21 protein-coding genes are annotated in these 21,619 nt (G+C 65.7%); 6 read left to right on the top strand and 15 right to left on the bottom strand.

The genetic code is table 11. The features are described from left to right. Positions 1-147: 147 nt before the first annotated feature. Complete coding sequence (locus D6M19_RS18455) at positions 148-711, top strand: TenA family protein (protein WP_123026694.1); 564 nt, start codon at positions 148-150, stop codon at positions 709-711. Between the two features lie 5 nt (positions 712-716). Here the strand turns inward: D6M19_RS18455 and D6M19_RS18460 are convergent, their stop codons facing one another. The 15 genes from D6M19_RS18460 to D6M19_RS18530 form a co-directional block, all read right to left on the bottom strand. Continuing rightward, positions 717-2,009 carry a DUF4407 domain-containing protein gene (locus tag D6M19_RS18460; RefSeq protein ID WP_123026695.1) on the bottom strand — a complete coding sequence of 431 codons (1,293 nt, stop codon included), beginning with the start codon at positions 2,007-2,009 and terminating at the stop codon, positions 717-719. A 116-nt stretch (positions 2,010-2,125) separates the two neighbouring features. Then, on the bottom strand, positions 2,126-2,692 hold the full coding sequence (locus D6M19_RS18465) for a dihydrofolate reductase family protein (protein ID WP_123026696.1): 567 nt from the start codon (positions 2,690-2,692) through the stop codon (positions 2,126-2,128). 82 nt (positions 2,693-2,774) lie between these two features. Continuing rightward, a complete protein-coding gene (locus tag D6M19_RS18470) occupies positions 2,775-3,647 on the bottom strand; it encodes a pyridoxamine 5'-phosphate oxidase family protein (RefSeq protein ID WP_123026697.1) in 873 nt (290 codons plus the stop codon). A gap of 120 nt (positions 3,648-3,767) precedes the next feature. After that, positions 3,768-4,304 carry an aromatic-ring-hydroxylating dioxygenase subunit beta gene (locus D6M19_RS18475; RefSeq protein WP_123026698.1) on the bottom strand — a complete coding sequence of 179 codons (537 nt, stop codon included), beginning with the start codon at positions 4,302-4,304 and terminating at the stop codon, positions 3,768-3,770. After that, the gene (locus D6M19_RS18480; RefSeq protein WP_123026699.1) at positions 4,301-5,605 is read right to left on the bottom strand and encodes an aromatic ring-hydroxylating oxygenase subunit alpha; all 1,305 of its coding nucleotides are present in this window, start codon (positions 5,603-5,605) and stop codon (positions 4,301-4,303) included. Before D6M19_RS18480 ends, D6M19_RS18475 begins: the two co-directional genes overlap by 4 nt. 40 nt (positions 5,606-5,645) lie before the next feature. Further along, positions 5,646-6,653, bottom strand: coding sequence for a sugar ABC transporter substrate-binding protein (locus D6M19_RS18485; protein ID WP_123026700.1), 1,008 nt, complete (start codon positions 6,651-6,653; stop codon positions 5,646-5,648). Beyond that, positions 6,650-7,717, bottom strand: a complete 1,068-nt coding sequence (locus tag D6M19_RS18490; RefSeq protein ID WP_164478568.1) for an ABC transporter permease — start codon at positions 7,715-7,717, stop codon at positions 6,650-6,652. Before D6M19_RS18490 ends, D6M19_RS18485 begins: the two co-directional genes overlap by 4 nt. Then, the gene (locus D6M19_RS18495; RefSeq protein ID WP_123026702.1) at positions 7,714-9,339 is read right to left on the bottom strand and encodes a sugar ABC transporter ATP-binding protein; all 1,626 of its coding nucleotides are present in this window, start codon (positions 9,337-9,339) and stop codon (positions 7,714-7,716) included. The genes D6M19_RS18490 and D6M19_RS18495 overlap by 4 nt, the downstream gene beginning before the upstream one ends. Beyond that, a complete protein-coding gene (locus D6M19_RS18500; protein WP_123026703.1) occupies positions 9,339-10,775 on the bottom strand; it encodes a metal-dependent hydrolase family protein in 1,437 nt (478 codons plus the stop codon). The genes D6M19_RS18495 and D6M19_RS18500 overlap by 1 nt, the downstream gene beginning before the upstream one ends. Beyond that, positions 10,772-11,653, bottom strand: a complete 882-nt coding sequence (locus D6M19_RS18505) for an alpha/beta fold hydrolase (RefSeq protein ID WP_123026704.1) — start codon at positions 11,651-11,653, stop codon at positions 10,772-10,774. The genes D6M19_RS18500 and D6M19_RS18505 overlap by 4 nt, the downstream gene beginning before the upstream one ends. Further along, positions 11,653-12,039 carry a RidA family protein gene (locus tag D6M19_RS18510; RefSeq protein ID WP_123026705.1) on the bottom strand — a complete coding sequence of 129 codons (387 nt, stop codon included), beginning with the start codon at positions 12,037-12,039 and terminating at the stop codon, positions 11,653-11,655. Before D6M19_RS18510 ends, D6M19_RS18505 begins: the two co-directional genes overlap by 1 nt. Positions 12,040-12,063: 24 nt before the next feature. Then, positions 12,064-12,747, bottom strand: a complete 684-nt coding sequence (locus D6M19_RS18515; RefSeq protein WP_123026706.1) for a GntR family transcriptional regulator — start codon at positions 12,745-12,747, stop codon at positions 12,064-12,066. Continuing rightward, positions 12,744-13,625 (bottom strand): fumarylacetoacetate hydrolase family protein, encoded by an 882-nt coding sequence (locus D6M19_RS18520; protein ID WP_123026707.1) that lies wholly within the window; start codon positions 13,623-13,625, stop codon positions 12,744-12,746. Before D6M19_RS18520 ends, D6M19_RS18515 begins: the two co-directional genes overlap by 4 nt. 27 nt (positions 13,626-13,652) lie before the next feature. After that, entirely contained in the window at positions 13,653-14,795 is a 1,143-nt protein-coding gene (locus D6M19_RS18525; protein ID WP_123026708.1) for an FAD-dependent oxidoreductase, read from the bottom strand. A 186-nt stretch (positions 14,796-14,981) separates the two neighbouring features. Beyond that, positions 14,982-15,767, bottom strand: a complete 786-nt coding sequence (locus D6M19_RS18530) for a DeoR/GlpR family DNA-binding transcription regulator (RefSeq protein ID WP_123026709.1) — start codon at positions 15,765-15,767, stop codon at positions 14,982-14,984. A gap of 97 nt (positions 15,768-15,864) precedes the next feature. Here D6M19_RS18530 and D6M19_RS18535 point away from each other — a divergent pair, with 97 nt between their 5' ends. The 5 genes from D6M19_RS18535 to melA are packed head-to-tail and all read left to right on the top strand — an operon-like array spanning position 15,865 to position 21,616. Next, positions 15,865-17,190 carry a D-tagatose-bisphosphate aldolase, class II, non-catalytic subunit gene (locus tag D6M19_RS18535; RefSeq protein ID WP_123026710.1) on the top strand — a complete coding sequence of 442 codons (1,326 nt, stop codon included), beginning with the start codon at positions 15,865-15,867 and terminating at the stop codon, positions 17,188-17,190. Beyond that, complete coding sequence (locus tag D6M19_RS18540; RefSeq protein ID WP_123026711.1) at positions 17,187-18,320, top strand: SIS domain-containing protein; 1,134 nt, start codon at positions 17,187-17,189, stop codon at positions 18,318-18,320. Before D6M19_RS18535 ends, D6M19_RS18540 begins: the two co-directional genes overlap by 4 nt. Before the next feature lie 2 nt (positions 18,321-18,322). Then, positions 18,323-19,300: an N-acetylglucosamine kinase gene (locus D6M19_RS18545; protein WP_123026712.1), complete on the top strand. Its 978-nt coding sequence runs from the start codon at positions 18,323-18,325 to the stop codon at positions 19,298-19,300. A gap of 7 nt (positions 19,301-19,307) precedes the next feature. Next, complete coding sequence (locus tag D6M19_RS18550) at positions 19,308-20,267, top strand: DMT family transporter (RefSeq protein ID WP_123026713.1); 960 nt, start codon at positions 19,308-19,310, stop codon at positions 20,265-20,267. Then, complete coding sequence (gene melA / locus D6M19_RS18555) at positions 20,264-21,616, top strand: alpha-glucosidase/alpha-galactosidase (protein WP_123026714.1); 1,353 nt, start codon at positions 20,264-20,266, stop codon at positions 21,614-21,616. Before D6M19_RS18550 ends, melA begins: the two co-directional genes overlap by 4 nt. Positions 21,617-21,619 lie beyond the last annotated feature (3 nt).

Below are 21,619 nucleotides of genomic sequence, written 5' to 3' on the forward strand. Positions count from 1 at the left end.
AGCGTTTTTGCCCGCCTTCGGGCGACTTTGTCGCACAAGGGTAGGACGCCTAACCACGGGCGACAATGTCGGTGTGAGGCGGGCACCTACGAAAGTCCTCGACGGCCGCGGCCACGCCCGCCCGACCGATGTAACTAGCCTTGACGCGTGCATGACTCGCTGTGGAACGCCGCGACCCGGCACCCGTTTCTCGACGCGGTGCGCGACGGCACAATCACCGCTTCCGCATTCGACCGATGGTTGGTGCAGGACGCGTTGTTCGTCGCAGACCTGCTGACCTTCCAGGCACGCCTGCTGGCTCGCGCGCCGCGGCGGGCGCAAGCGGTGCTCGCCGGCGGCTGCGGCGCGCTGGTTACCGAGCTCGACTGGTTCGAAGACCAGGCGACTCGCCGCCGGCTGCAGCTGGAATCCCAGCCGCTGGGAGCGACGCTCGCGTACCGCGAACTCCTGCAGCGACTGGATGCCGCACCGTACGTGGCCGCGGTAACCGCGCTATGGGTGATCGAACAGGTGTACCTGCTCGCGTGGACCTCAGCCGCGTCAGACTCCACCCCGTTCGGCGAGTTCGTGGAGCACTGGTCCACGCCGGAGTTCGCGGCCTATGTTGCCGCGCTCGGCGAGCTGGCCACGCCGGACGAGCACGAGGAGCTCGTCGGCGACGTGCTGGCGCTCGAGGTCGCCTTCTGGGACATGGCGCTGAACGTCGGCTGACGGGACTACGACTCCGCGGGCGGAAGCCGACGGCGCCCTCCGCTGGCGGGAACCTGCGCCGTGGGCGTCGCATCGATCCACTGCTCGGCGGGCTCAGCCGTCTCCTCTGCGGTCACACTCACCCGGTGGCTGCGCCGAAGGCTGAAGTGGATCTCCTCCGTCTCCTCGAAGACCTGACGCGCACCGCGCAGCGGCCTCGTCGTCGTATCGATGGCGCTCGCGACGATCGGCGGCACAAACGGACGTACCCATCGCACGGCTGCCCCTGCGACGTCCGGCAGCGCCGGGATCAGCGAGCGCTTCTCGGCCGCCGCGGGTTCGGTCAACGCGGGCAGGTGGTCCGATTCAGCCGACGATTCTCCAGCCGACGGATCGGCCTCCAACTCGGCAACGACCTCGGTGACCCGTTGCGACGACACCTGCGTCGGCGCCTCGATCGCTGCGGCGACGCGACGGCGCTGCTCCTCCCGATCGATCTCGTTCTGCGCCTCGATCTCCAGGCGTGCACTGGCCAGCTCCTGCTCGGCCCGCATCGTCTCGATGGCCGCGCGCACCTCGGCCTTCTTCACCGCAATCGCGGTGTCGGCCTCCAGGTCCGCCCGTTCGCGCACCGTCCGTGCTGCTGTGCGGCGGTCCTCGGTCGTCTTCGCCCGCGACAGCCGCAGGAGCAACGGGAACAGGAACAGCAGCACGAACAAGCCGGACAGCAGCGCGCGCAGCACGGTCGCGGCCGGGCTGGCGAGGGTGTGCGCGTTCATCGCCAACCACCGCGCCCCGAACCCACGGTCTGCGCTCGCGACCGCGGCGTCGCGCGCCTGCGCGAGCTGCTGTGAGGCATCGGCAACAGCGGCGTCGAGTGACGGAGCAAGGCGATGCCGCTCGACGACCGCCTTGTCGAGCTGCCCCTGTGTGTCCGCGAGAAACTCGTCGGCCGTGCGGTGCTCGGGTCCGGCGCCGGGCACGCCGGTGATGTGGGTCTGCGGGCAGGCAGGCGACGGGTTCACCTCGCAGCGGGCGACGACGAGCGCCTCGTCGCGCTGACGACTCGCGTCCAAGACCGCGGAATCCAGAGCGGTGCGCGCCTGTCGCGTCCGCTCCAGATCCGAGGACGCGGCGACGACGGCGGGTGTGGCATCCGCGTTGCGCGCGGCCTGCTCGTCGAGGCGGCGGTCGCTGGAACCCGCGAAGATCAGCATGGCCGCGAGCTCACCGACGACGACACCCATGACGACCGCGGCGATCGCATACGCCAGGGCGCGTGGCCACGACACAACGGCACTGAAAGGTTTGGCAGACATCGGAACTCCACAACTTGGGTTACGTGGGGACGCGGCGGATCAGTCACGCCGGCGTGGATGCGAACATCGTCTCACACGGGCGTCCGCCACCGCACATTGTGAGACCGGTGCGACGTTTAGCGCGCCACCCGGTAGCGGTGGTAGACGATTTTCGAGCTGAAGATGCGGGTGTCGACGAGTTCGAGATCCACCCTGCGCTCGTGCTGGGGAAAGTACGGAATACCACCGCCAAGGAGCACCGGGCAGACCCTGGCGCGGTACTCGTCGATCAGGTCCAACGCGGCTGCCTCAGCGGCGAGGGTCGCGCCACCGATTGCGATGTCACCCTCCCCCGGCTCGGCTCGCAACCGCTCGATCTCGTCTGCCAGCCCGCCCGAAGCCAGGCGGGTGTTCGTGCCCTGCACCGCCGACAGCGTGGTGGAGAACACCACCTTGGGGAGCGCCTTCCAGATCACGGCGAACTCACGCTCCAGGTCGTCGAGCGATGGATCCGACTCGGCGGTCTCCCAGTACAGCATCGTCTCGTAGAGTCGTCGTCCCAACAGGTGAACGTCGACCCCCCGCACTTCGTCGGTGGCGAAGCGAAAGACCTCCTCGTCGGGCGCCCCCCAGTCGAAGTCGCCGTCCGGCCCGACGATGTAGCCGTCAAGTGAGACGCTCAACGAATAGGTCACGCTGCGCACCGGAGGTCCTCCTCGCCCAAGGGGTTCGACAGTACGACCGCCGGAGGCAGCAGAACTCATCGCGGCTCCTGCAGGACACGATCTACGGCCGACGGCTACTGACGACAGATTCGGCGGTGAAGCGCACCCAGCGGCCTGTGTCGCCGTGCCCGGCCGACTTCTCCCAATCGACGACCGCCCTGCCCGACATCTGCAGTGTGCGCCCGCTCTCGAAGTCGACGAACAGCAGCGCGGCGGTCGGATCGATCTCGAGATTGCCGAAACTGTTGAACATGTTGTTGCCGGGATAGTCCGGCCACTCGACGGTGTTGTGGTCGGCGTGCACGAATCCTGTCGGGCCTCCGCGATGCGACGCGTCGTTTCCGCGCTCGGGATGAGTGGTGCCCAAGAAGAAGGTATCCGCCGAATGGATCAGCGCGATGTCGTCGGCACCGAGGGAAGAGCTCTGCTCGATATCGGAAGCGGTTGCGGTAGCGTCGCTTTCGGCACTGATCCGCCGAGGGTGAATGTACTGCGGACAGTTGCCGTACGCCTGGACGACATCCACCGCAAGCCCACCGCCATCGGTTGCGGCCAACGTTCCGTTGATGCGGACGCGTCGCTTGGAGGCGAAGTCTATCAAGACTATTCCAACCGGCTGGCCTTCGGGAAGATCGTGCAGCGGGTCACCGACGGGCAACAAGTTGCGCAGTGACAGTCGCGTCGGCGTCGTCACCGCCATGAATCCAGGCGGTCCGATCAGCGGGGACGTCCACAAGCGGCCGTCGCGATCCCGCGCGCCGATTGCGGCGAACGACGCGTGCGCCACAAATGCAGGGGCACCCCCGCGAAGCTCGCCCGGGGCCATCATCGGCCGCAGCCGCGCGGCTTGCGCCTCGACTCCGGCCCGCCGCTGCACGGCAAGCTCGCCACTGTGAAAACCGACGGCGTTGGTATGGATCTGCTGACTCGACATCACTAACCCCTAAACCGCGTTTAACCGGTGTAACACGGGGGGTTCGTCGTTCATTCCGCGAAGGTCACCGCCGTGCGCTGCAAAGACGGCGAAACCCATGAGGCCCGTTGGCGACGGCCCTTAGAAAATCACCCGTAGGTGGCTGATGTGCACGACGTCGCTATCCAACAGCACCCGGCGGGTATGCAGCATGAGCTTGTCGCCGTCCCCGACGAGCATGTCGCACCGTTCGGCGGTGACGAACATCGGCGGCTCGCCACGCTGATTCCAGCTCAGCAAGATATTGCTGGACACCCGAAGTGCGCCCATGTCCTCCGCTTCTTCGACGCGCACATTGGAGATGAACCGTCGTGTCCGCACCGGCGGATTCTCCGCGTAGGCCGACCCCACAAGCTCGTCGGAGAGCCGATCGATCCACAACGCGATCGTCGGCTTGGACTCCACGGCCAGCAACCCCTGTTCGGAGTATCGCGGCCGCCCGGCGCGGCCCGACGTGACGGGAATCGGCACCTCGTAGCGGAAGTCGTCGTGCAGCCATTCGAACCAGTCCGCCAGCTGGCTGGCGTCGAGCTGCGCGGCCTCTCTTCTGTACGCCGCCTCGACCCGGGCCAGCCGCAGCAACTCGGCAAGCGCGAGGTCCGCGCCGATGACGGTCATCGTTCACCCGCCATGGCCGGGACGCGATGCGCCCATTCCCGAAGGAAGGCTCGTTGCAGCACTTCGGTGTTCAGCGGCGCGACATGTACCCGGCCGGGCAGCCGGAATCCCTCGACCTCGGCCTGCGGTTGCACATGCGCACCGCCGAGGAACAAGAAGTCGTTCTCACCCGCGCGGGTGCCGACGTTCACTGTGGAGACCGAGACGGCGTTCGCGAGATCATCGGGCTCGAAAGTGCCACTGACACCGAGGGTTCGGACCAACGACTCCTGCGACAACCGCTTCCACCGCGGCTCCGCGTCCCGGGGCACCAGGATCCACATCCAGATGTTGGTCTCGGTGGGCCCCACCGGTTGCGCCATCCTCAGCATAAAAGCCGCGACGGGCGGCGCATCGGGATCGCCTGTGGTGTCGTGGACGAGCTCGATGAAACTGAAGTTCGGGAACAGGTTTCCCTTGCAGACGACGTTGTTGCTCGCGAACCATTGCTGGGCGGGACTGCCGTGCCTCCCGAAATCCTCCACCAGCGCAGGCGGATAGCCCGGATAGACCGGCTCACCCGTGCTCGGCACCTTGGTCGCGGTAACGCCGTGGCCGCCAGCGGTGACGACGGTGTAGGAAGTCGGGTTCGCGTCGCCGGTTCCGAAGACGCCCAACTTGATCGGGTTGGCGTGCAGGGTATCCAAATGCAGGCTGTCCAGCGCGAAATTCTCCACCGACAGCTTCCAATTGCACCGTGTCCGCCATCGCAGCGGTTCGCCGACCGCCTCCCAACCGGCGGAGCATCGACCCAGCATCGCGTCCAGGTAGAACGCCATATCGCCGAGCCACTCGGAGAATTCGGGCACGTCTGCACTCCAGGTCGCGAACACCAGGCCCAGATACGAGGCGACCCGCGCGGTGGAAAGGCCGTGTCGGGAGACGTCGACCTCGGGCGGGAACAGCCTCCTGTTGCGGATTCCGCGGAGATTCCCGTCAGTGTCGTACACCCAGCCGTGGTACATGCAGCGGAAGTTCGTTGCCGAACCGCTGTCAGTTCGGCACAACTGAGTGCCGCGGTGGGCGCAGGAGTTCAACATCACCCGAACGTCGCCGCCCTTGGATCGGCACACGATCACCTCGTCGTCACCCATCGGCCTGACAACGAAGTCGCCGACGTCGGGGATCTCGGATTCGTGCCCGACGAACAACCAGGACTCCCCGAAGACGTGTCGCAGTTCTTCGTCATAGACCTGCGGGTCGAAAATGTTTCTACGACGCAGTCGGCGAAAGTCATTGGTCCGCTGCTCAGTTGACGTCATCGGCAGCTCCTCCTCGAGTGCTGGCGCGCTCAGCGACGGCTCAGCACTTGCCGTCCTTGATTTTCGCTTGGGCGTCGGTGAGATTGGCACTGGTGATGGTCAGCGAGTCGACCTCGACGAATCGCTCGGCCGGCTTCTTGTTCTCTCGTAGATAGTTGATCAACACCTGGGCACCCTGGCGACCGGTGGCATAGCCGCACAGACTGATCGTCATATCCATGGTCTTGGCGCCGACGGCCTCGAGCGCAGGGGCGCCGCCGTCGGTTCCGATGATGACGATGCTGTCCATCGGCCTTCCGCGCTGCTGGACGGCCAGGATCCCGCCGAGGGCGATGTCGTCGTTGTCGAAGTAAAGGGCGTTGACGTCGGGATGGGCGGTCAGTACGTTTTCGGTCGCGGTGAGGCCGGCATCGGAGCTGAACTGCCCGGCGTACGGCCCGTCAATGAGTGTGATGCCGGGGTTGGCTGTGAAGACCTCCTTCGCGCCTTCCGCCTGACGCTCGCTGAACGTGAGCCCGCGGATGCCGTGGACATAGCCGACAGTGCCGCGCCCGCCGAGCGCGTCGACGATGTATTGGGCCTTCTGCCTACCCAATTCGACATACTCCTGTCCGACGTGAGCCAGCTGCGATGAGTGGCCCGCCTCGTCGATATCATTGGCCATCGTGACGACGGACACGCCGTTGCTGGCGGCCTTCTGGATGACCGGAATCAGTGCGGACGGATTCACCGGCACGATGAGCAGCCCGTTGGGCGACGTGCTGAGGGCGTTCTCCAGCTGGTTGTACTGCAGCTGCGGATTGGTGTCACCGTAGGTCACGTCGACCTTGGTGTGGCCGTCTTCGTGTGCGACGTCCTGCACCCCGCGAATCATGTCCTGGAAATAGGGCAGTGTCCGCGAGTACACGTTCATCGCGAGCTTCAACTCGGAGTCGACACCCGCCGCTCCGCCCGAGTCGCTCGAACCGGAGTCGTGGGAGCAGGCTACCGTCAATAGAACGGCGGAGGCCAATGCCGTTGCGGCCCTGGCGATTCTTGCAGGTGTCATCGTGCTTCTCCTCGGTTGGCGGCGGATCCACTTACCAGCTGTTGATCATCTGTCGCATCGGTTTCGATCCCGCCGGGTTCGACGGTCGCCGACTCCCTTCTGGACCGCACGAATCGACGGCGAAGGAAGTCGACGGACGCCGCCGCAATCAGCACGACGCCGACGACGACGTTCTTGTAGTCCTCGCTGATGCCGCTGATATCGAGCCCGTTGCGCAACACCGCGATCAGGAGCACGCCCCAAAGCGTGCGCACAATAGATCCGCGTCCGCCGTTGAGGCTGGTGCCGCCGACCACGACCGCGGCGATCGCCTCCAGCGCGAGGGTGGCATTGGCGTTGGGCTGCCCGGACTGGACCCTGATCAGCAACGCCATCCCCGCAAGCGCAGAGGCCACGCCCGTGATGAGGAACACCAACATGGTGATTCGCGGAATCGAAATGCCCGACAAGCGAGCCGCTTCGGCGTTTCCGCCCACCGCAAGAACCTGATACCCGAACACAGTCTGGCGCTGCAGCCACCACAGGATCAGGAACACCACCGCCGTCATCCACACCAGCAGCGGCAGGCCTGCGACACGTAACGTCGACAAGGACCGGAAGCCATCGGGGAGGCCGGTGATGACACCCCCGTTGGTGAGTGCGAGACCGATCGCCCCGCAGATGATCATCGTGCCGAGGGTGGCGATGAACGATGGGACTTCCAGAAACGTGACGATCACCCCGTTGAGCAGCCCGAGCACCACTCCTGCGGCAAGACAAACAGCGATTCCCTGCAGCGCCGATCCGGTGTGCACCATCGCCATCGCGCCAAGCACACTGATCAGGGCCGAGGCGGTTCCCATCGACAGGTCGAGCTGTCCGGCCATGATGACGAACGTCGCGGCGAACGACACTATCGCCAGGATCGACGCCTGTGTAAGGACATTGGTCAGGTTCATGCGGGTCAGGAACGCGTCGTCGGTGACCCCGAGGTAGGCGACGAGCACTAGGAGCACTCCAGGCACGAACGCGGTGTCGAGCATCTCCCCCGCCGTTCGACGTGGACGGTCGGTCGTGGTGCTCACGATTCACCTCCATGGCTGACGGACACGGGGTGCACTCGTGACCCCGGCGTGGATCCGTCGTCGCCCATTCGGTCGCCGACCACCAGAGCAGCCAGCTGATGTTCGGTCAGCTCCGCCGTCGGAAGCATGTGGGCGAGTGCGCCATGACGGAACACGCCGACGCGATCGGCAAGGGCAAGCGCTTCGGCGAGGTCGGTCGAGTAGACGATGACTGCGTTGCCGTTGGCGACGAATTCGCGTAGCAGGTCATGGATTTGAGCCCGGCCACCGATGTCCACGCCCTGCGTCGGCTCCTCGACGGCCATGACGCGGACGTTGGACGCCAGCAGCTTGGCGAGCATGACCTTCTGCTGGTTGCCACCGGAGAGCGTGGCGGCGGATGCATGGGGTCCGGCCCACTTGATGTCGAGTTGATCGCGGTAATCCTGCGCGCGACGGATGAGCCGCCGCCGCGACAACAAAAAGCCCGCCCGCGCCACCCGGCCGAAGGACGCCAGAGAGATATTGAACGCACAAGACTGCGCGATGACGAGACCACGAGCCTTGCGGTCCTCTGGGATCAGGCCGATGCCCAGTTTCTGTGCGTCCCGGACGGAGCGGATCGACGCTGGGCTGCCCGCGATCTCGCAGTGTCCGCTCAGCGGCACGTCGCCGCCGACCATCGCGACCACGGTGGCTGCCCCCGATCCCAGTAGCCCCGTGACGGCGACGATCTCGCCTGCGTGCACATCGAGATCGATGCCGTCGACGCCGTCGACGACTCGCAGCCCCCGCAGCCGCATCAGCACGTCATCGCGTTTGGCGGTCGGACGTCTCGACTGCGCCACGGCCCGGTCGCCGATCATCATGGTGGCCAGCTGTCGCGCGCTCGTAGCGGCAAGGGGTCTGTGCTCGACACGTGCCCCGTCGCGAAGCACCGTCACCTGGTCGGCCGTCTGCACGACTTCATCGAGGCGGTGCGACACGAACGCCAAACCCAAACCCTGGCCGCGAAGTGTCCGCATGAGGTTCAGGACCTGTTGTGCAGCAGCCGGTTCAAGCGCGGCGGTCGGTTCGTCGAGGATGAGGAACCGGGGTTCGAGCAGCATGGCCCTGGCAATCTCGACGAACTTGCGCTGTGCCGCGCCGAGCGAGCCGACGAGCGAACGCGGATCCAGGTCCACACCGAGACGGTCGAGTAGCCGCCGCACGTGCTCGCGCCAGCGGCTGTGGTCCACCGCGCCAAGCGTGCGGGCACTGCGCGGCGGTCGGACGGCTCCGGCGAGCAGATTGTGCTCGACGGACATGTCGGGGAAGAGGTTGTAGTTCTGGTGGACGACCGCGATTCCCGCGGCCTGGGCAGACTGAGGCGTCGCCCATGACACGGCCTGCCCGTCGAGGACGATCGTGCCGCTCGTGGGTTTCGCGACACCGCTCAGCACTTTGATCAAAGTCGACTTGCCCGAACCGTTTTCGCCGACCAGCGCGTGGATGTTGCCGCCGCTGATGTCGAAGTCCACATTCCGCAGCACCACCACCCCCGAGTAGTCGTGGGTGGCGCCCCGGACTCCGAAATGCACACGCGGGTCTGCCCCGGTGACCGGCGCACCGGTGTCGGTGTCAGGGGCGGCCGACTTGGTCATTACTCGGCCGCTCCGTTGACGCTGGCGCCGACCTTCTCGTACTTGCGCAGATCGTTGACCATGTCGGTGCGCATCTCACGCGGCCAGTCCAGCTGCGTCTTCGGCAGTTCGCCGCCCTCGAAGACGCGTTCGTAGGTGAGCAGTTCCCAGCCGTACTCGTGGGGTAGATAGTTGTTACGGATGAACCGCGTCCGGATGTCCTCGGGGAAGGTCTGCACGGAACCGTTGAGGATGACGTGGGTGACCTTTCCCGGTGTGTACAGCACCCTGATGTCGGCCAGCGGGTCGCCATCGACGACAATGATGTCGGCGAGCTTGCCCTCGGCGAGGACTCCGACGTCATCGGGCAGATTCACCACCGCCGCACCGTGTTTCGTGCCGGCTTGAATGGCTTCCAGCGCCGACATCCCGGTGTAGAGCATGAGTATCTCGAGTTCCCGCGCGTGAAACTGGCCGTAGGGCACGGTGGCGAACCCGGTGTCGGTGCCCATCGCGAACTTCACCCCTGCGGCGTATGCGCGGTGCAGGCTGTCCATGGTCGCCTCGTTCATCCGGGCGGTGGCGTCCACGATCGACTGCCGATGTCCCGAGATATCGGCGAATTCGACAATGTGATGCATGAACAGCTGCGTTGGCGCCAGCGGTATCTGTGAGGCCGCAAGCTTGGCGATGGTCTCGTCGTTCATGTGGTTGCCGTGCATGATGTGGTCGAATCCGGCGGCCACGGCGGCGGCCACCTCGGCGGATCCCCGCGCGTGGATGGTGATCCTCTTGCCCAACTGGTGCGCGAGGTCGGCGCACACCTTCATCTCGTCGTTGGTGAAAGCCTGATAGTCGCCGTACGGGCTGTCGGCGAGCTTGATGAGGTCGACACCGGCCTTGACCTGGCGGCGAATCTCGTCGACCATCTCAGCCGCGGTGTTGGTCAGCTTGCCGATGCTCGACTCGGGGTTGCCGGTCGCGTCCGGGAACCAGTCGGTGAGGCCGTTGCTAGTGGTGAGATACCTTCCTGCACTGGTCATCCTGGGCCCGTGCACGAGGCCCTGTTTGATGCCTTCTCGCAGGCCTACACCGATGAAATAGCTTCCGCCAGGCTGCGAAATGCTGGTCACACCCGCGGCCAGCACCTTCTCCACGTTCGCGGCGGCGATCAGCGTGCGCAGTTCCGGTGGTGTGTAGATGCTGATTTCTTCCTCGGTGCGCGCCAACCCGTAGGTCATGTGGCAGTGCACGTCGATCAGCCCTGGCATCACTGTCTTGCCGCCGGCGTCGATCACCGTCAACTGCGCGCCACGGGGAATGTCGGCTTCGCGGTCGACGGCACCGAGTTTGACGATGCGGGCGTTGTGCACCAGAACGGCGCAGCCCGGCATCGGCGGGTTGGCATCGCCGTCGACGACGGTGCCGTTATCGATCAGTAGCCAGTTGTCGGTCATCGAACACCTCCTGTACGACGCAGAGCGTCGACGTAGAAGTCGGACACGACACCGACGAAGGTGTCGGGATCTTCGAAGTACGGAGCGTGCCCACAGCCGGGCATGACCTGCAGGACAGAACCCTTCAGCAGCTCGTGTGCGGCACGTCCCATTGGCAGCGGCGTCCACCGGTCGTCCTCGCCCCACACGATCAGCACGGGTAACTCGGGACGTTCTCGCATCAGCCGATCGCCCTGAAGATCGGTATTGGCTTCGGAGTTGAGGTAACCCGCAGCGGTCAGTAACGCGTCGCGCGCGCCCGCCGACGAGTTGATCATCGACTCCTCACGCACCCAGGCGTCGGTGACCATTGCCGGATCGGATACCAAGAACCCGAACTTCTTTCGCACCGCTGAGACGCTGCCGTCGGCGACGCCTTCTGGCGCGACCATGTTCACTTCAGGGAGCTCCGCGATCCCCGTGGTTCCGATCAACACGAGCCCCGCGACGAGATCGGGGCGATCGCATGCGAGCCGGGCCGCTACATGACCGCCGAGCGATGTCCCCGCGACAATCACCTCCTCTAGCTGCAGCTCATCCAGCACCGCGCCGATGAACTCGGCGAAACCCCTCGGCCGGTAGTCGATACCGGCGACCTTGTCGGCGAAGCCGTGACCAGGGAAGTCGATCGCGTACACGTGGTAGCCGGCCGCCACGAGCCCCGGTATCGCCGGAATGAACCGGTCCGCACGCGAACCGACGCCGTGAAGAAAAACCAATGGCGTTGTCCCGTCGAGCGATTCGACCACTCTTGTTCGGATGCCGGAAGCGGTCACGGGGTAGGAGATGACGTGGTCGCGTCCGTAGTTGAAGGGGATTGCGCGCTTGTCGGCGGTCATCACGCGTCCCTGGGTTGCGCCAGGGCTTCGATCTCGACGACGAACTCCTCGTGTACCAAGCCGGCGACCACCAGCAGGGTGTTGGGTGGGTACACACCGGCTGGATAGATCTCGGCGAACACCTTCTTGCGTTCGGACATGAACGGCGGGATGGTTTCTCGACCCACCACGAAGGTGGTGAACTTGATGACGTCTTCAAAGCCAAGACCCGCGGCGGCGAGCGCCTTACCGACGTTGGCGAACGCGCCTCGAACCTGTTCCTCGGGAGACGTGCCGTCCGTACCGAACTGACCGGCGATGGCAACCACACCGCCGGCGACCGCGACCGGCGAGTAGTCGCCAAACAGCGAAAGTCCCTCTACCGTCGGCATATAACGTACGCTCATGCTGTCTCCTCTCCCATTTCGTGGTTATTCCGGAAGCGTCGGGGCGACGTGCTCAACGGTCGAGCGAAGGTGGCGTCGGATCGCAGCCTCCATCGCGTCAGCATCCCCGGCCCGTAGGGCATCGAGCATTTCCTGATGCCCGTGGACGGCATCCAACGCGGGCGGTCTGCTCGAAACCAGGATTCGTACGTAGAACTTGGCGCGTGCGGCGAGCGTGCCGATCAGGGCGACCAACTCCACGTTGGCGCACGGGGCATAGATGGCCGCATGGAACTGCTGGTTCAGTTGCGCCCACGCGACGGGGTCATCCACTGCGGCCATCCGGTCGTTGATGGCGGCGATCTCGCCGATATGGGTGGTGTCGGCGAGTGCGACGACCTTCCGTCCCGCATACACCTCGAGCTGCTCGCGGATCTCATAAAGATCCAACAGCTGCTTCACGGTGGGCTTGGTCACCACGGCGCCGCGGCGGGGATCGATGGTCACAAGACCTTCACTGGCCAGCCCGTGCAGCGCCTCACGCAGCGGTGTCCGACTGACATTGAGACGTGCGGCGAGCTCATCCTGGCGCAACGGAACATCGGTGTCCACACCGCCGCTGATGATGAGATCGCGTAGCGCGTCGCGGACGGCGTCGCGCACGGTGCTGCGCGATATCGGTGCGATCGCGTCCATTCCCCCGGCGAGCCCCTCGGTTCTTGTTGTCATTGATCTCCTCCCGCCCCAACGGTGTTCACGAGAGTGCCCAACCCGGAGATGGACATCTCGATGACGTCCCCGGCGCGCAGGAAGCGCGGCGGGTCAAACCCGATGCCGACCCCCGGCGGAGTGCCGGTGGCGATGATGTCGCCGGGTAGCAGCGTCATGCCTGCACTGATGGTGGCGATCAGTTCCGGTATGTCGAAGATCAGGTCGACCGTCTTGGCGCTCTGTCGTAGTTCGCCGTTGATGCGGGTTTCGATGAGAACGTCGCGGTAGTCGATCTCGTCGGCGGTCACCGCGTAAGGCCCCATCGGGCACAGACCGTCCTTCGACTTGCCGAGAAACCACTGCCGGTGGGCGTGCTGGATGTCGCGGGCGGTGACGTCGTTGACGATGGTGTAGCCCCACACGTGTGACATCGCGTCGTCGCGGGAGATGTTCTTGCCAGTATTGCCGATGATGACGGCGAGTTCGGCTTCGTAGTCCAGCGATTGGGTCAACTCATCATGGGCCGGGATCACGTCGTTGGGACCGATGACCGTCGTCGGCGCCTTGGTGAAGACCACCGGTCGATCTGGAATCCCCCGTCCTGCAGTGGCATTGAAACCCGAAGCGTCGAATTCGACCGAGTGCGCCACGTAGTTCTGGCCGATGCAGATGATGTTGCGGCGGGGTACCGGTATCGGTGCGACGAGCTTCACTGAATCCAGCGGGACTTCCTCCCCCGTTGTGACGGCGTCGGCGCCACTGGCGATGTGCTCGAGCAGACCGGTCGGCTGCCCGGCCCAGTCGACCGAATCGCCGCCGCTGAGCGGGAGAACAGCGCCGTCGCGCACCACGCCGGCGACGATGCCGGTCGGACCGAGAAACGACGCGTACTTCACCTGCGGGCCTCCTGATGTCTGGGGAGTTCACGTACGAACGGGGTCTAAGCGCGCGCCGGCGGGTACCGTGCGTGCGCCCTTGTTCAGGGCGTTCTGGAAGGCTCGTGTGCCCGATACCGACCGCAGCATGCGTGCGCGCACAGGGTCGAGTCGCTCCGGCACCTTGGCGAGGACGAATCCGTACAGGTACGACCACCACTGCACGTGGTCGGAGAGTCCTCGACATTCCTTCTCCCAGCGGAGAAGTGCGGTGGGAATGTCGGATTCGCCTTCGAGGATCATGGCTAAAGCCATGGCGTTGATGAACGCGGTGTTCGCCGCCTGCCCAAGATTCGGCGGCATGGCGTGGGCGGCGTCGCCGATCACCGCGGCGTGGCCTTTGGACCAGTGCCGGCAACGCACGTTGACCAACCGATCCCAGCGGCTGGCTTCGGCGAATCGTTCGACGAGGTTGGCGGCGATCGGGAACGCGGTGCTCCACAGGTCACGGTCGACGGGCATTGTGCTGGCACGTTCATCATCAACCGGGGCGCTGAGGAAGATGTAGTCCTGGCCGTCGGTGCACGGGTTGTAGAGGAGCCGGCGTCGGCCATGCCAATACTCGATGATGGTGTCTTCGGGATCGCCGTCATTGCGGTCGATCAGCATGCGGATGCCCGCCTCCACGCCGTAGTCCACCCATCCGGTCGCCAGAATCGATTCGCGCAGCCGCGAATACGTTCCGTCGGCGGCCACGACGAGGTCGGCTTTGTGTTCGGTTCCGTCCAGCATCTGCATGACGCCATCAGGGGTGATGCTGACCGCCGTCGAGGACGTCTGGATGTCGACGCCGAAGTACCCGGCCTGGGTGATCAGCGCTTCGTAGAGGTCAGCCCGCGGCGGCAGCAGCAGGCGGTCGCTGGGGGTGGTTGGCCGGGACATCAAGGTGCGGCCATTGCGGTCGGCTATCCGCCATTCCGCGATTGTCCGAGCCCGGGCGGTCGCCCGGTCGTAAGCACCGACGACCTCAAGAGCGCGCAGTCCGCTTTCCCAGATCCAGATCCCGGCCCCGAACATGCGCAGATCTGCGTTGCGTTCGTGCAGGCGAACCGTCCATCCGAGTTGAGCCAGCCTGGTCGCCAGAAGCAATCCCGACAGGCCGGCGCCCGCGATTTCTGCAGTTCTTCGCATGATCTCCTGCCGGGAGGCGAGTTCGGATCTCGGATCCAGGATTCAGGACCCTGGATCCGAATGATGCTATTCCCCGCTGTTGAAGGCTGCAATAGAACTGTTGTTACGTTCTTGTTGACTGGCTGCGCAGCACGGCGGTGACCGGTGGCCGCCATGATCACCGCGATCTAAGGGTGAAGACGACGATCAGTCGTCGCCCACCTCGACCACGTGGACCTGCACGCCCGCCGCGGCGATGTGCTCCAGCTGTCGGGGATCGGCGGTCGTGTCGGTGACCAGGTGGTCGATCTCGCTCAGCGACACCATCTTTGCGAGCGTGACCTTGCCAATCTTCGAACCGTCGACGGCGACGACGACTCGTTGCGCGTTGGCGGCCATGGCGATCGCGGTGCGGGCTTCAGCCTCGTCGTACGTGGTGGCGCCGACCTCGGCCGACATCCCATCCGCACCGAGAACCGCGGTGCCGACGGTGATGACCTGGAAGGCGTGCTCGGACATCGGGCCCACTGCCTCAAGGGAATTCGCCCGCACCAACCCGCCGGTCGCAATCACCTTCATGTGCGCGTCGACGGCGCAGTCGGCCGCGATCGTCAGCGAGTTCGTCACGATCGTCATCTGCGGGCGGCCCTTGAGCGATCGGGCCACCTCGCCCGTGGTGACCCCGCCTGTCAAGGCGACCGCCTGCGGACCCGCGGGTATCAGCGCAGCGGCGTGCTGCGCGATCCGCCGCTTGATGGCGACCATTCGATGATCGCGAAGCCGCACCGGGATCTCACTGCCACTGGGATCGAGCGCCCTGGCCCCGCCGTGCGTGCGCACCAGCAGTCCCTGCTCCTCGAGTTCGCTGAGGTCGCGACGCAGCGTCGCCGCCGACACCCTCAGTTCTTTGCGCAGCACCTGGGAGTCGACCTCGCCGCGCTCGCGCAGGAGCGACAGCACCTCACGCATCCGGTCGGTGCGCCTGATCGACATGACGGCGACTCCTCGTAATCAGTGCAAACGATCAGTTTTAGTGATCGCTTGGCGGCTATCCGTTGCGCACTATGAGCGAGCTTCTCATGATCGGTGGATGTTGCAAACGTCCGGCTGGCTGGCGGACACGATCAATCGCCACAAGGCCGGTGAGCCCGTCGGCGTCTACTCCGTCTGCTCGGCCCACCCCACCGTGGTGGAGGCGGCCATCGCGCAGGCCGCCGACGACGGCAGCTACGTCCTGATCGAGGCGACGTCGAACCAGGTCGACCAGTTCGGCGGGTACACCGGTCTACGTCCAGCGGAGTTCCGGGATCTCGTGCTCGGCCTCGCCGACCGGCTCGCGTTTGCGCGAAACCGCGTCGTCCTCGGTGGCGACCACCTCGGCCCAAATCGCTGGCGACGCGAATTCGCAAGTGCGGCAATGGCCAAGGCCGAGGCGCTGATCGTCGCCTACGTCGACGCCGGCTACACCAAGATCCATCTGGACTGCAGCATGTCCTGCGCCGACGACCCGACGGTCCTCGACGACGAAGTCGTCGCAGGTCGGGCCGCCCGCCTGATGCGGGTCGCCGAAGACGCGGCACACCGCGGCGGCACCGATGGACCGATGTACGTCATCGGCACCGAGGTGCCGGTGCCCGGCGGAGCGCATGAGACGCTCGACCACCTCACCCCGACGCCTGCCGACCGGGCGCGAAAGACGATCGCCGCGCATCGGACCGCCTTCGAAGAGGCTGCGCTGCAACACGTCTGGCCGCGCGTCATGGCCCTCGTCGTGCAGCCCGGCGTCGAGTTCGACCACCTACACGTCATCGACTACGAGCGAAGCGCGACCGTCGAGTTGCGGCGCGTTCTCGACAACGAGGACCACCTGGTCTTCGAAGCGCATTCGACCGACTACCAGCGGCCTGCGCAGCTGCGGGAACTCGTGGAAGACCATTGGGCTGTCCTCAAGGTCGGGCCCGCGTTGACATTTGCGATGCGCGAAGCGCTGTTCGCGCTGGCACTGATCGAGGCGGAGCTGATCCCGCGGCCCTCCCGGTCAAACCTGATCGAGGTCGTCGAACGCAGGATGCTGGCCAACCCCGAACACTGGCGGAGCTACTACGAAGGCGACCCGATCACCCAACGCACGGCCCGCCGTTACAGCTACAGCGACCGGCTCCGCTACTACTGGGCCGACGCCGAGGTCGACGCTGCGCGCCGGGACCTGCTGGCGAACCTCGACCGCACGGGCATCCCGATGCCGCTGATCAGCCAGTTCCTGCCCTATCAGTACGACCGGATACGCGCCGGTGAGCTCGAGCCCGTCGCGCAGTCCCTCGTCCTCGATCGAATTCGCGACGCGATGCGCCCCTACTCCCGCGCCTGTCGTAGCACCACCGCCGATGCCCTCGCCTTCACAGGAGCAGCCGAATGACCATCTCCACGCCCGCCCAGCAAGACGGCGGCGCAACGATTCTCGAGATCGGACAGCAGCCCGACGTCTGGCGTGAGGTCGCGGCTCGCGACGACGAGGCGGTGACCGCGTTCCTGCGCGACGTAATCGCCCGCCCCGACATCCGGATCGTCCTGACCGGGGCAGGCAGTTCGGCGTTCCTCGGCGAGATCGCGGCGCCCGCCCTTCGTCGCCATCTCGGGCGGCGGGTCGAAGCCATCGCGACGACGAGCATCGTCGCCGGCCCTCTCGACTTCCTCGAGCGCCACACCCCCACGCTGCTGGTGTCGTTCGGCCGGTCGGGCAACAGCCCCGAAAGCCTCGCCACCACGGCGCTGGCCGACGAACTCGTCGACGACGTCTGGCATCTGATCCTGACCTGCGATCGCGACGGCCAACTGAGCCGCGCGCACAGCGGCCGCGCCAACTCCTGCGTCGTCTACATGCCGGATCGCACCAACGACACCGGCTTCGCCATGACGTCGAGCCTCACCTCGATGCTGTTGACATGTCTGCGACTACTCGGGCCCGCCACCGCGGACGACGGTGAAGCGCTCGCCCGCGCGGCCGAGCACGTCGCGGGTCTGCAGCCCGACATCCGGACGCTTGCCAAGACCAAGAAGCAACGGTTCGTGTACCTGGGCAGCGGACCTCTCGAGGGACTCGCACACGAATCGGCGCTGAAGATGCTTGAACTGACCGCCGGTGAGGTGGTCACCTACTTCGACTCGCCGCTGGGCTTCCGGCACGGACCGAAGTCCGCGCTCGACGGCGACACGCTTGCCGTCGTCTACGTCTCCACCGATCCCTACACCCGTCGCTACGACCTCGACATCATCACCGAGATCCGCGCGCAGTTGGGCCAGGACGCCGTCACGGTGATCAGCACCGCGCCGATTCCCGAGACGCACGGACCCGCTGTGACGCTGCCGGGGCTCGAGGGTCTCGACGACACCCTTGTCGCGCTGCCGTATCTGGTTTTCGCCCAGTATCTGGCGCTGTTCACCGCGCTGGAACACGGCAAGACGCCCGACAATCCCTTCCCGTCCGGTGAGGTCAACCGCGTCGTGCAAGGCGTCACCATCTATCCGATGACAGGGAACGGAGGGTAGACATGGCCCGGTATCTCGGGGTCGACGGCGGGGGCTCGAAGACGGCGCTCGCGCTCATCGACGACGCGGGCAGTGTCATCGCCCGCGCCGCCGCGCCGACGTCCTATTACTTCAACGACGGCTTCGACGTCGTTGAAAAGTCGCTCGCACAGGGCGTTACGGACATCTGCACCCAGGCTGGAATCGCGACCTCCGATATCGACGCCGCGTTCTTCGGACTCCCCGGCTACGGCGAGGCCAGCGGCGACATCGAGGCGCTCAACGCCGTCCCGCGAGGCGTGCTCGGCCATGACCGGTACAGCTGCAACAACGACATGGTGTGCGGCTGGGCCGGCTCACTCGCAGGCGAGGACGGCATCAACGTCATCAGCGGGACCGGGTCGATGACCTACGGAGAGCGCCAGGGCGTCGGCCACCGGGTCGGCGGCTGGGGTGAGCTCTTCGGCGACGAGGGCTCGGCATATTGGATTGCCGCCCAAGGGCTCAACGCGTTCTCCCGGATGAGCGACGGCAGGATGCCGCCCGGCCCGCTGCACCAACTCATGAAGGACCGCCTCGAGGTCGGCGGAGACCTCGACGTCGTCAGCCTGGTGATCGACACCTGGAAGGGCAATCGCAGCAAGATCGCCGCGCTGGCCACGACGGTCACCGAGGCCGCCCGCGCCGGCGACGACATGTCGAAGCGCATCCTGTCCGCGGCGGCCGACGAGCTCGTCACATTGATCGAAACCACCCGGACTCTGGTCGGATTCACCAACGACGAAACCGTCCCGGTGTCCTACTCGGGCGGAATGTTCTCCGACGAGGGCTTTCTCAAGCTGTTCGTCGCCGCTCTGCATGGCGCTCAAGCCAAGTACGACCTGCAACGTCCGAGGCTCGACCCGGCGGTGGGCGCCGCTTTGTACGCCGCCAAGCACAGCGGACATCCGTTGACTCCGGATGCCGTGCAACAACTCTCCGACAACGACTCGACGAGGTGAAGTCACGATGACCGATACACCGACTACAACGCGGACCCGTAGCTGGATCTTCTACGCCGCCCTGCTCATCCTGTTCTGGGGCGTCTGGGGCGCGTTCTCCGCCCTACCCGCCACGAAGTACGAATACCCCGACGAGATGATCTACAGCATCTGGGCGCTGACGATGCTCATCCCTGCCGCCGTCATCCTGCGCGGCCAACGCTGGGACCGCCGCCCGGCCGCAACGATCTACGGGCTGCTGATCGGGCTGACCGGCGCAGGCGGCCAGCTCATCCTTTTCCAGGCGCTGACGATGGGTCCGGCGTACCTCATCTTCCCGATCATCTCGATCTCCCCCGCGATCACCGTCCTGATGGCGATGGTGCTCCTGCGCGAACGGCTCAAGCCGCTGGCAGTCGTCGGCCTCGTCATGGCCTTGGCGGCCATCGTGTTGTTCACCATCACCGGTGGCGAAACCGAAGAATCGAAGGGTCCGTGGCTGCTGCTGGCGATCCTGATCTGCGTGGCATGGGGCGTACAGGCCTACTTCATGCGCAAGACCGCGACCATCGGCGTCAACGAAGCCACCACATTCGGATGGATGACGATCAGCGGGCTGCTTCTGATCCCCGTCGCGCTGATCATGGTCGGCGGCCTTCCGACCGACTTCCCCTGGCAGGCACCGGCATTGACGGCAGTCACCCAGGTGCTCAACGCGGTCGGCGCCCTGTTCCTCGTGATGGCCCTCGCCCGAGGCAAGGCCTCCATCGTGGCGCCAACGACGAACGCGCTGGCGCCTGCGCTCACCGTGATCATCTCGCTGATCGCCTACCAGACGCTGCCCACCCCCTACGGCGCGATCGGTATCGTGCTGGCTCTCGTCGGCTCGACGTTGATGGTCTACAGCGACGAGAAGCGCGGCGAGGCCCTCACCGAAGCGGTCGTGGCCGATGCACCGGCGAGCTCGAAACGTCGGGCGGTGCAGTGAAACCCACCATCGTCATCATCGGCGCGGGCAGCGTCGAGTTCACCCGCGAGCTGCTCGGCGACATCCTGTCGTTCCCCGAGCTGGGCTCGGTTCGGGTGGTGCTGCACGACATCGACGATGAACGGCTGCAGACGGCCGAGGCCATCGCAAGGGCCACCGCGCACGCCGCAGGCGCTGCGCCGGAGGTGGTCGCGACAAGCGACCGCAGACGCGCACTGGACGGCGCGAACTACGTCATCAACGTCATCGCGGTCGGTATGCACGAGGCCACGGTGCGCGACTTCGAGATCCCGGCGCGCTACGGCCTGAACCAGACCATCGCCGACACCATCGGCGTCGGCGGAATCTTCCGCGGCCTGAGGACCTTCCCGGTCCTGGCGGGTATCGCCCGCGACATGGCAGCGGTGTGCCCCGACGCGTGGCTGCTGAACTACACCAACCCGATGGCCATGAACGTCACGTTCCTCCATCGCGTCGCGCCACAACTGAAGGTGTTGGGTCTGTGCCACTCCGTCTACTGGACGATGGTCGGCCTGTGTGAGCTCATCGACGTGCCCTACGACGAGGTGTCCTACTGGTCGGCAGGCGTGAACCACCAGGCATGGGTGTTGCGGTGGGAGCGCGGCGGCGAGAACCTCTACCCGCTGCTGGACCAGCGCATTGCCGCCGACCCGGAACTACGCAGGCGGGTACGGGTCGACATGTACCGGCGGCTGGGTTACTACCCGACCGAAACGAGCGAGCACAGCAGCGAGTACGTCGGTTGGTACCTGCATCGCCCCGACGAGATCGAACGGCTGCGCATCAACGTCGGCGAGTACGTCTCCATCAGCGAAGCCAACATCGCCGAATATCGCAGGGTGCGAGCGGAATTAGCGGACACGCAGTCGCTGACGATCGATACGAGTTCCACGGAATACGCGCCGCAGGTGATCCACTCGTTCGAGACCGGCACGCCGCGGGTCATCTCCGCCAACGTGATCAACGACGGGCTGATCACCAACCTGCCCGACGGGTTGGCCGTCGAAGTGCCGACGCTGTTGGACTCCCTTGGCGCACACCCCATGAAGGTCGGCGACCTGCCGCCGCAGTGCGCGGCGCTCAACCGGAATTTCCTCGGGCCCGTTGACCTGGCCGTTCGCGCCGCGGTCGACGGCGATCCCCGGCTGGTGCGTGCGGCGGCCATGGTCGACCCGAACACCGCAGCGACGCTGACCGTCGATCAGATCGCAGAACTGTGCGACGAATTGACCTCCGCGCACGGCGACCTTATTCCAAAGGAACTGCGTACCCGGCCTGATGTCGCCGCCGGGGCGGCTCCAATCCTCGCCCGAGATATCGCCAACTAAGGA

It is taken from the genome of Mycolicibacterium stellerae (assembly GCF_003719305.1).
GTDB classification, from domain to species: Bacteria; Actinomycetota; Actinomycetes; order Mycobacteriales; family Mycobacteriaceae; genus Mycobacterium; species Mycobacterium stellerae.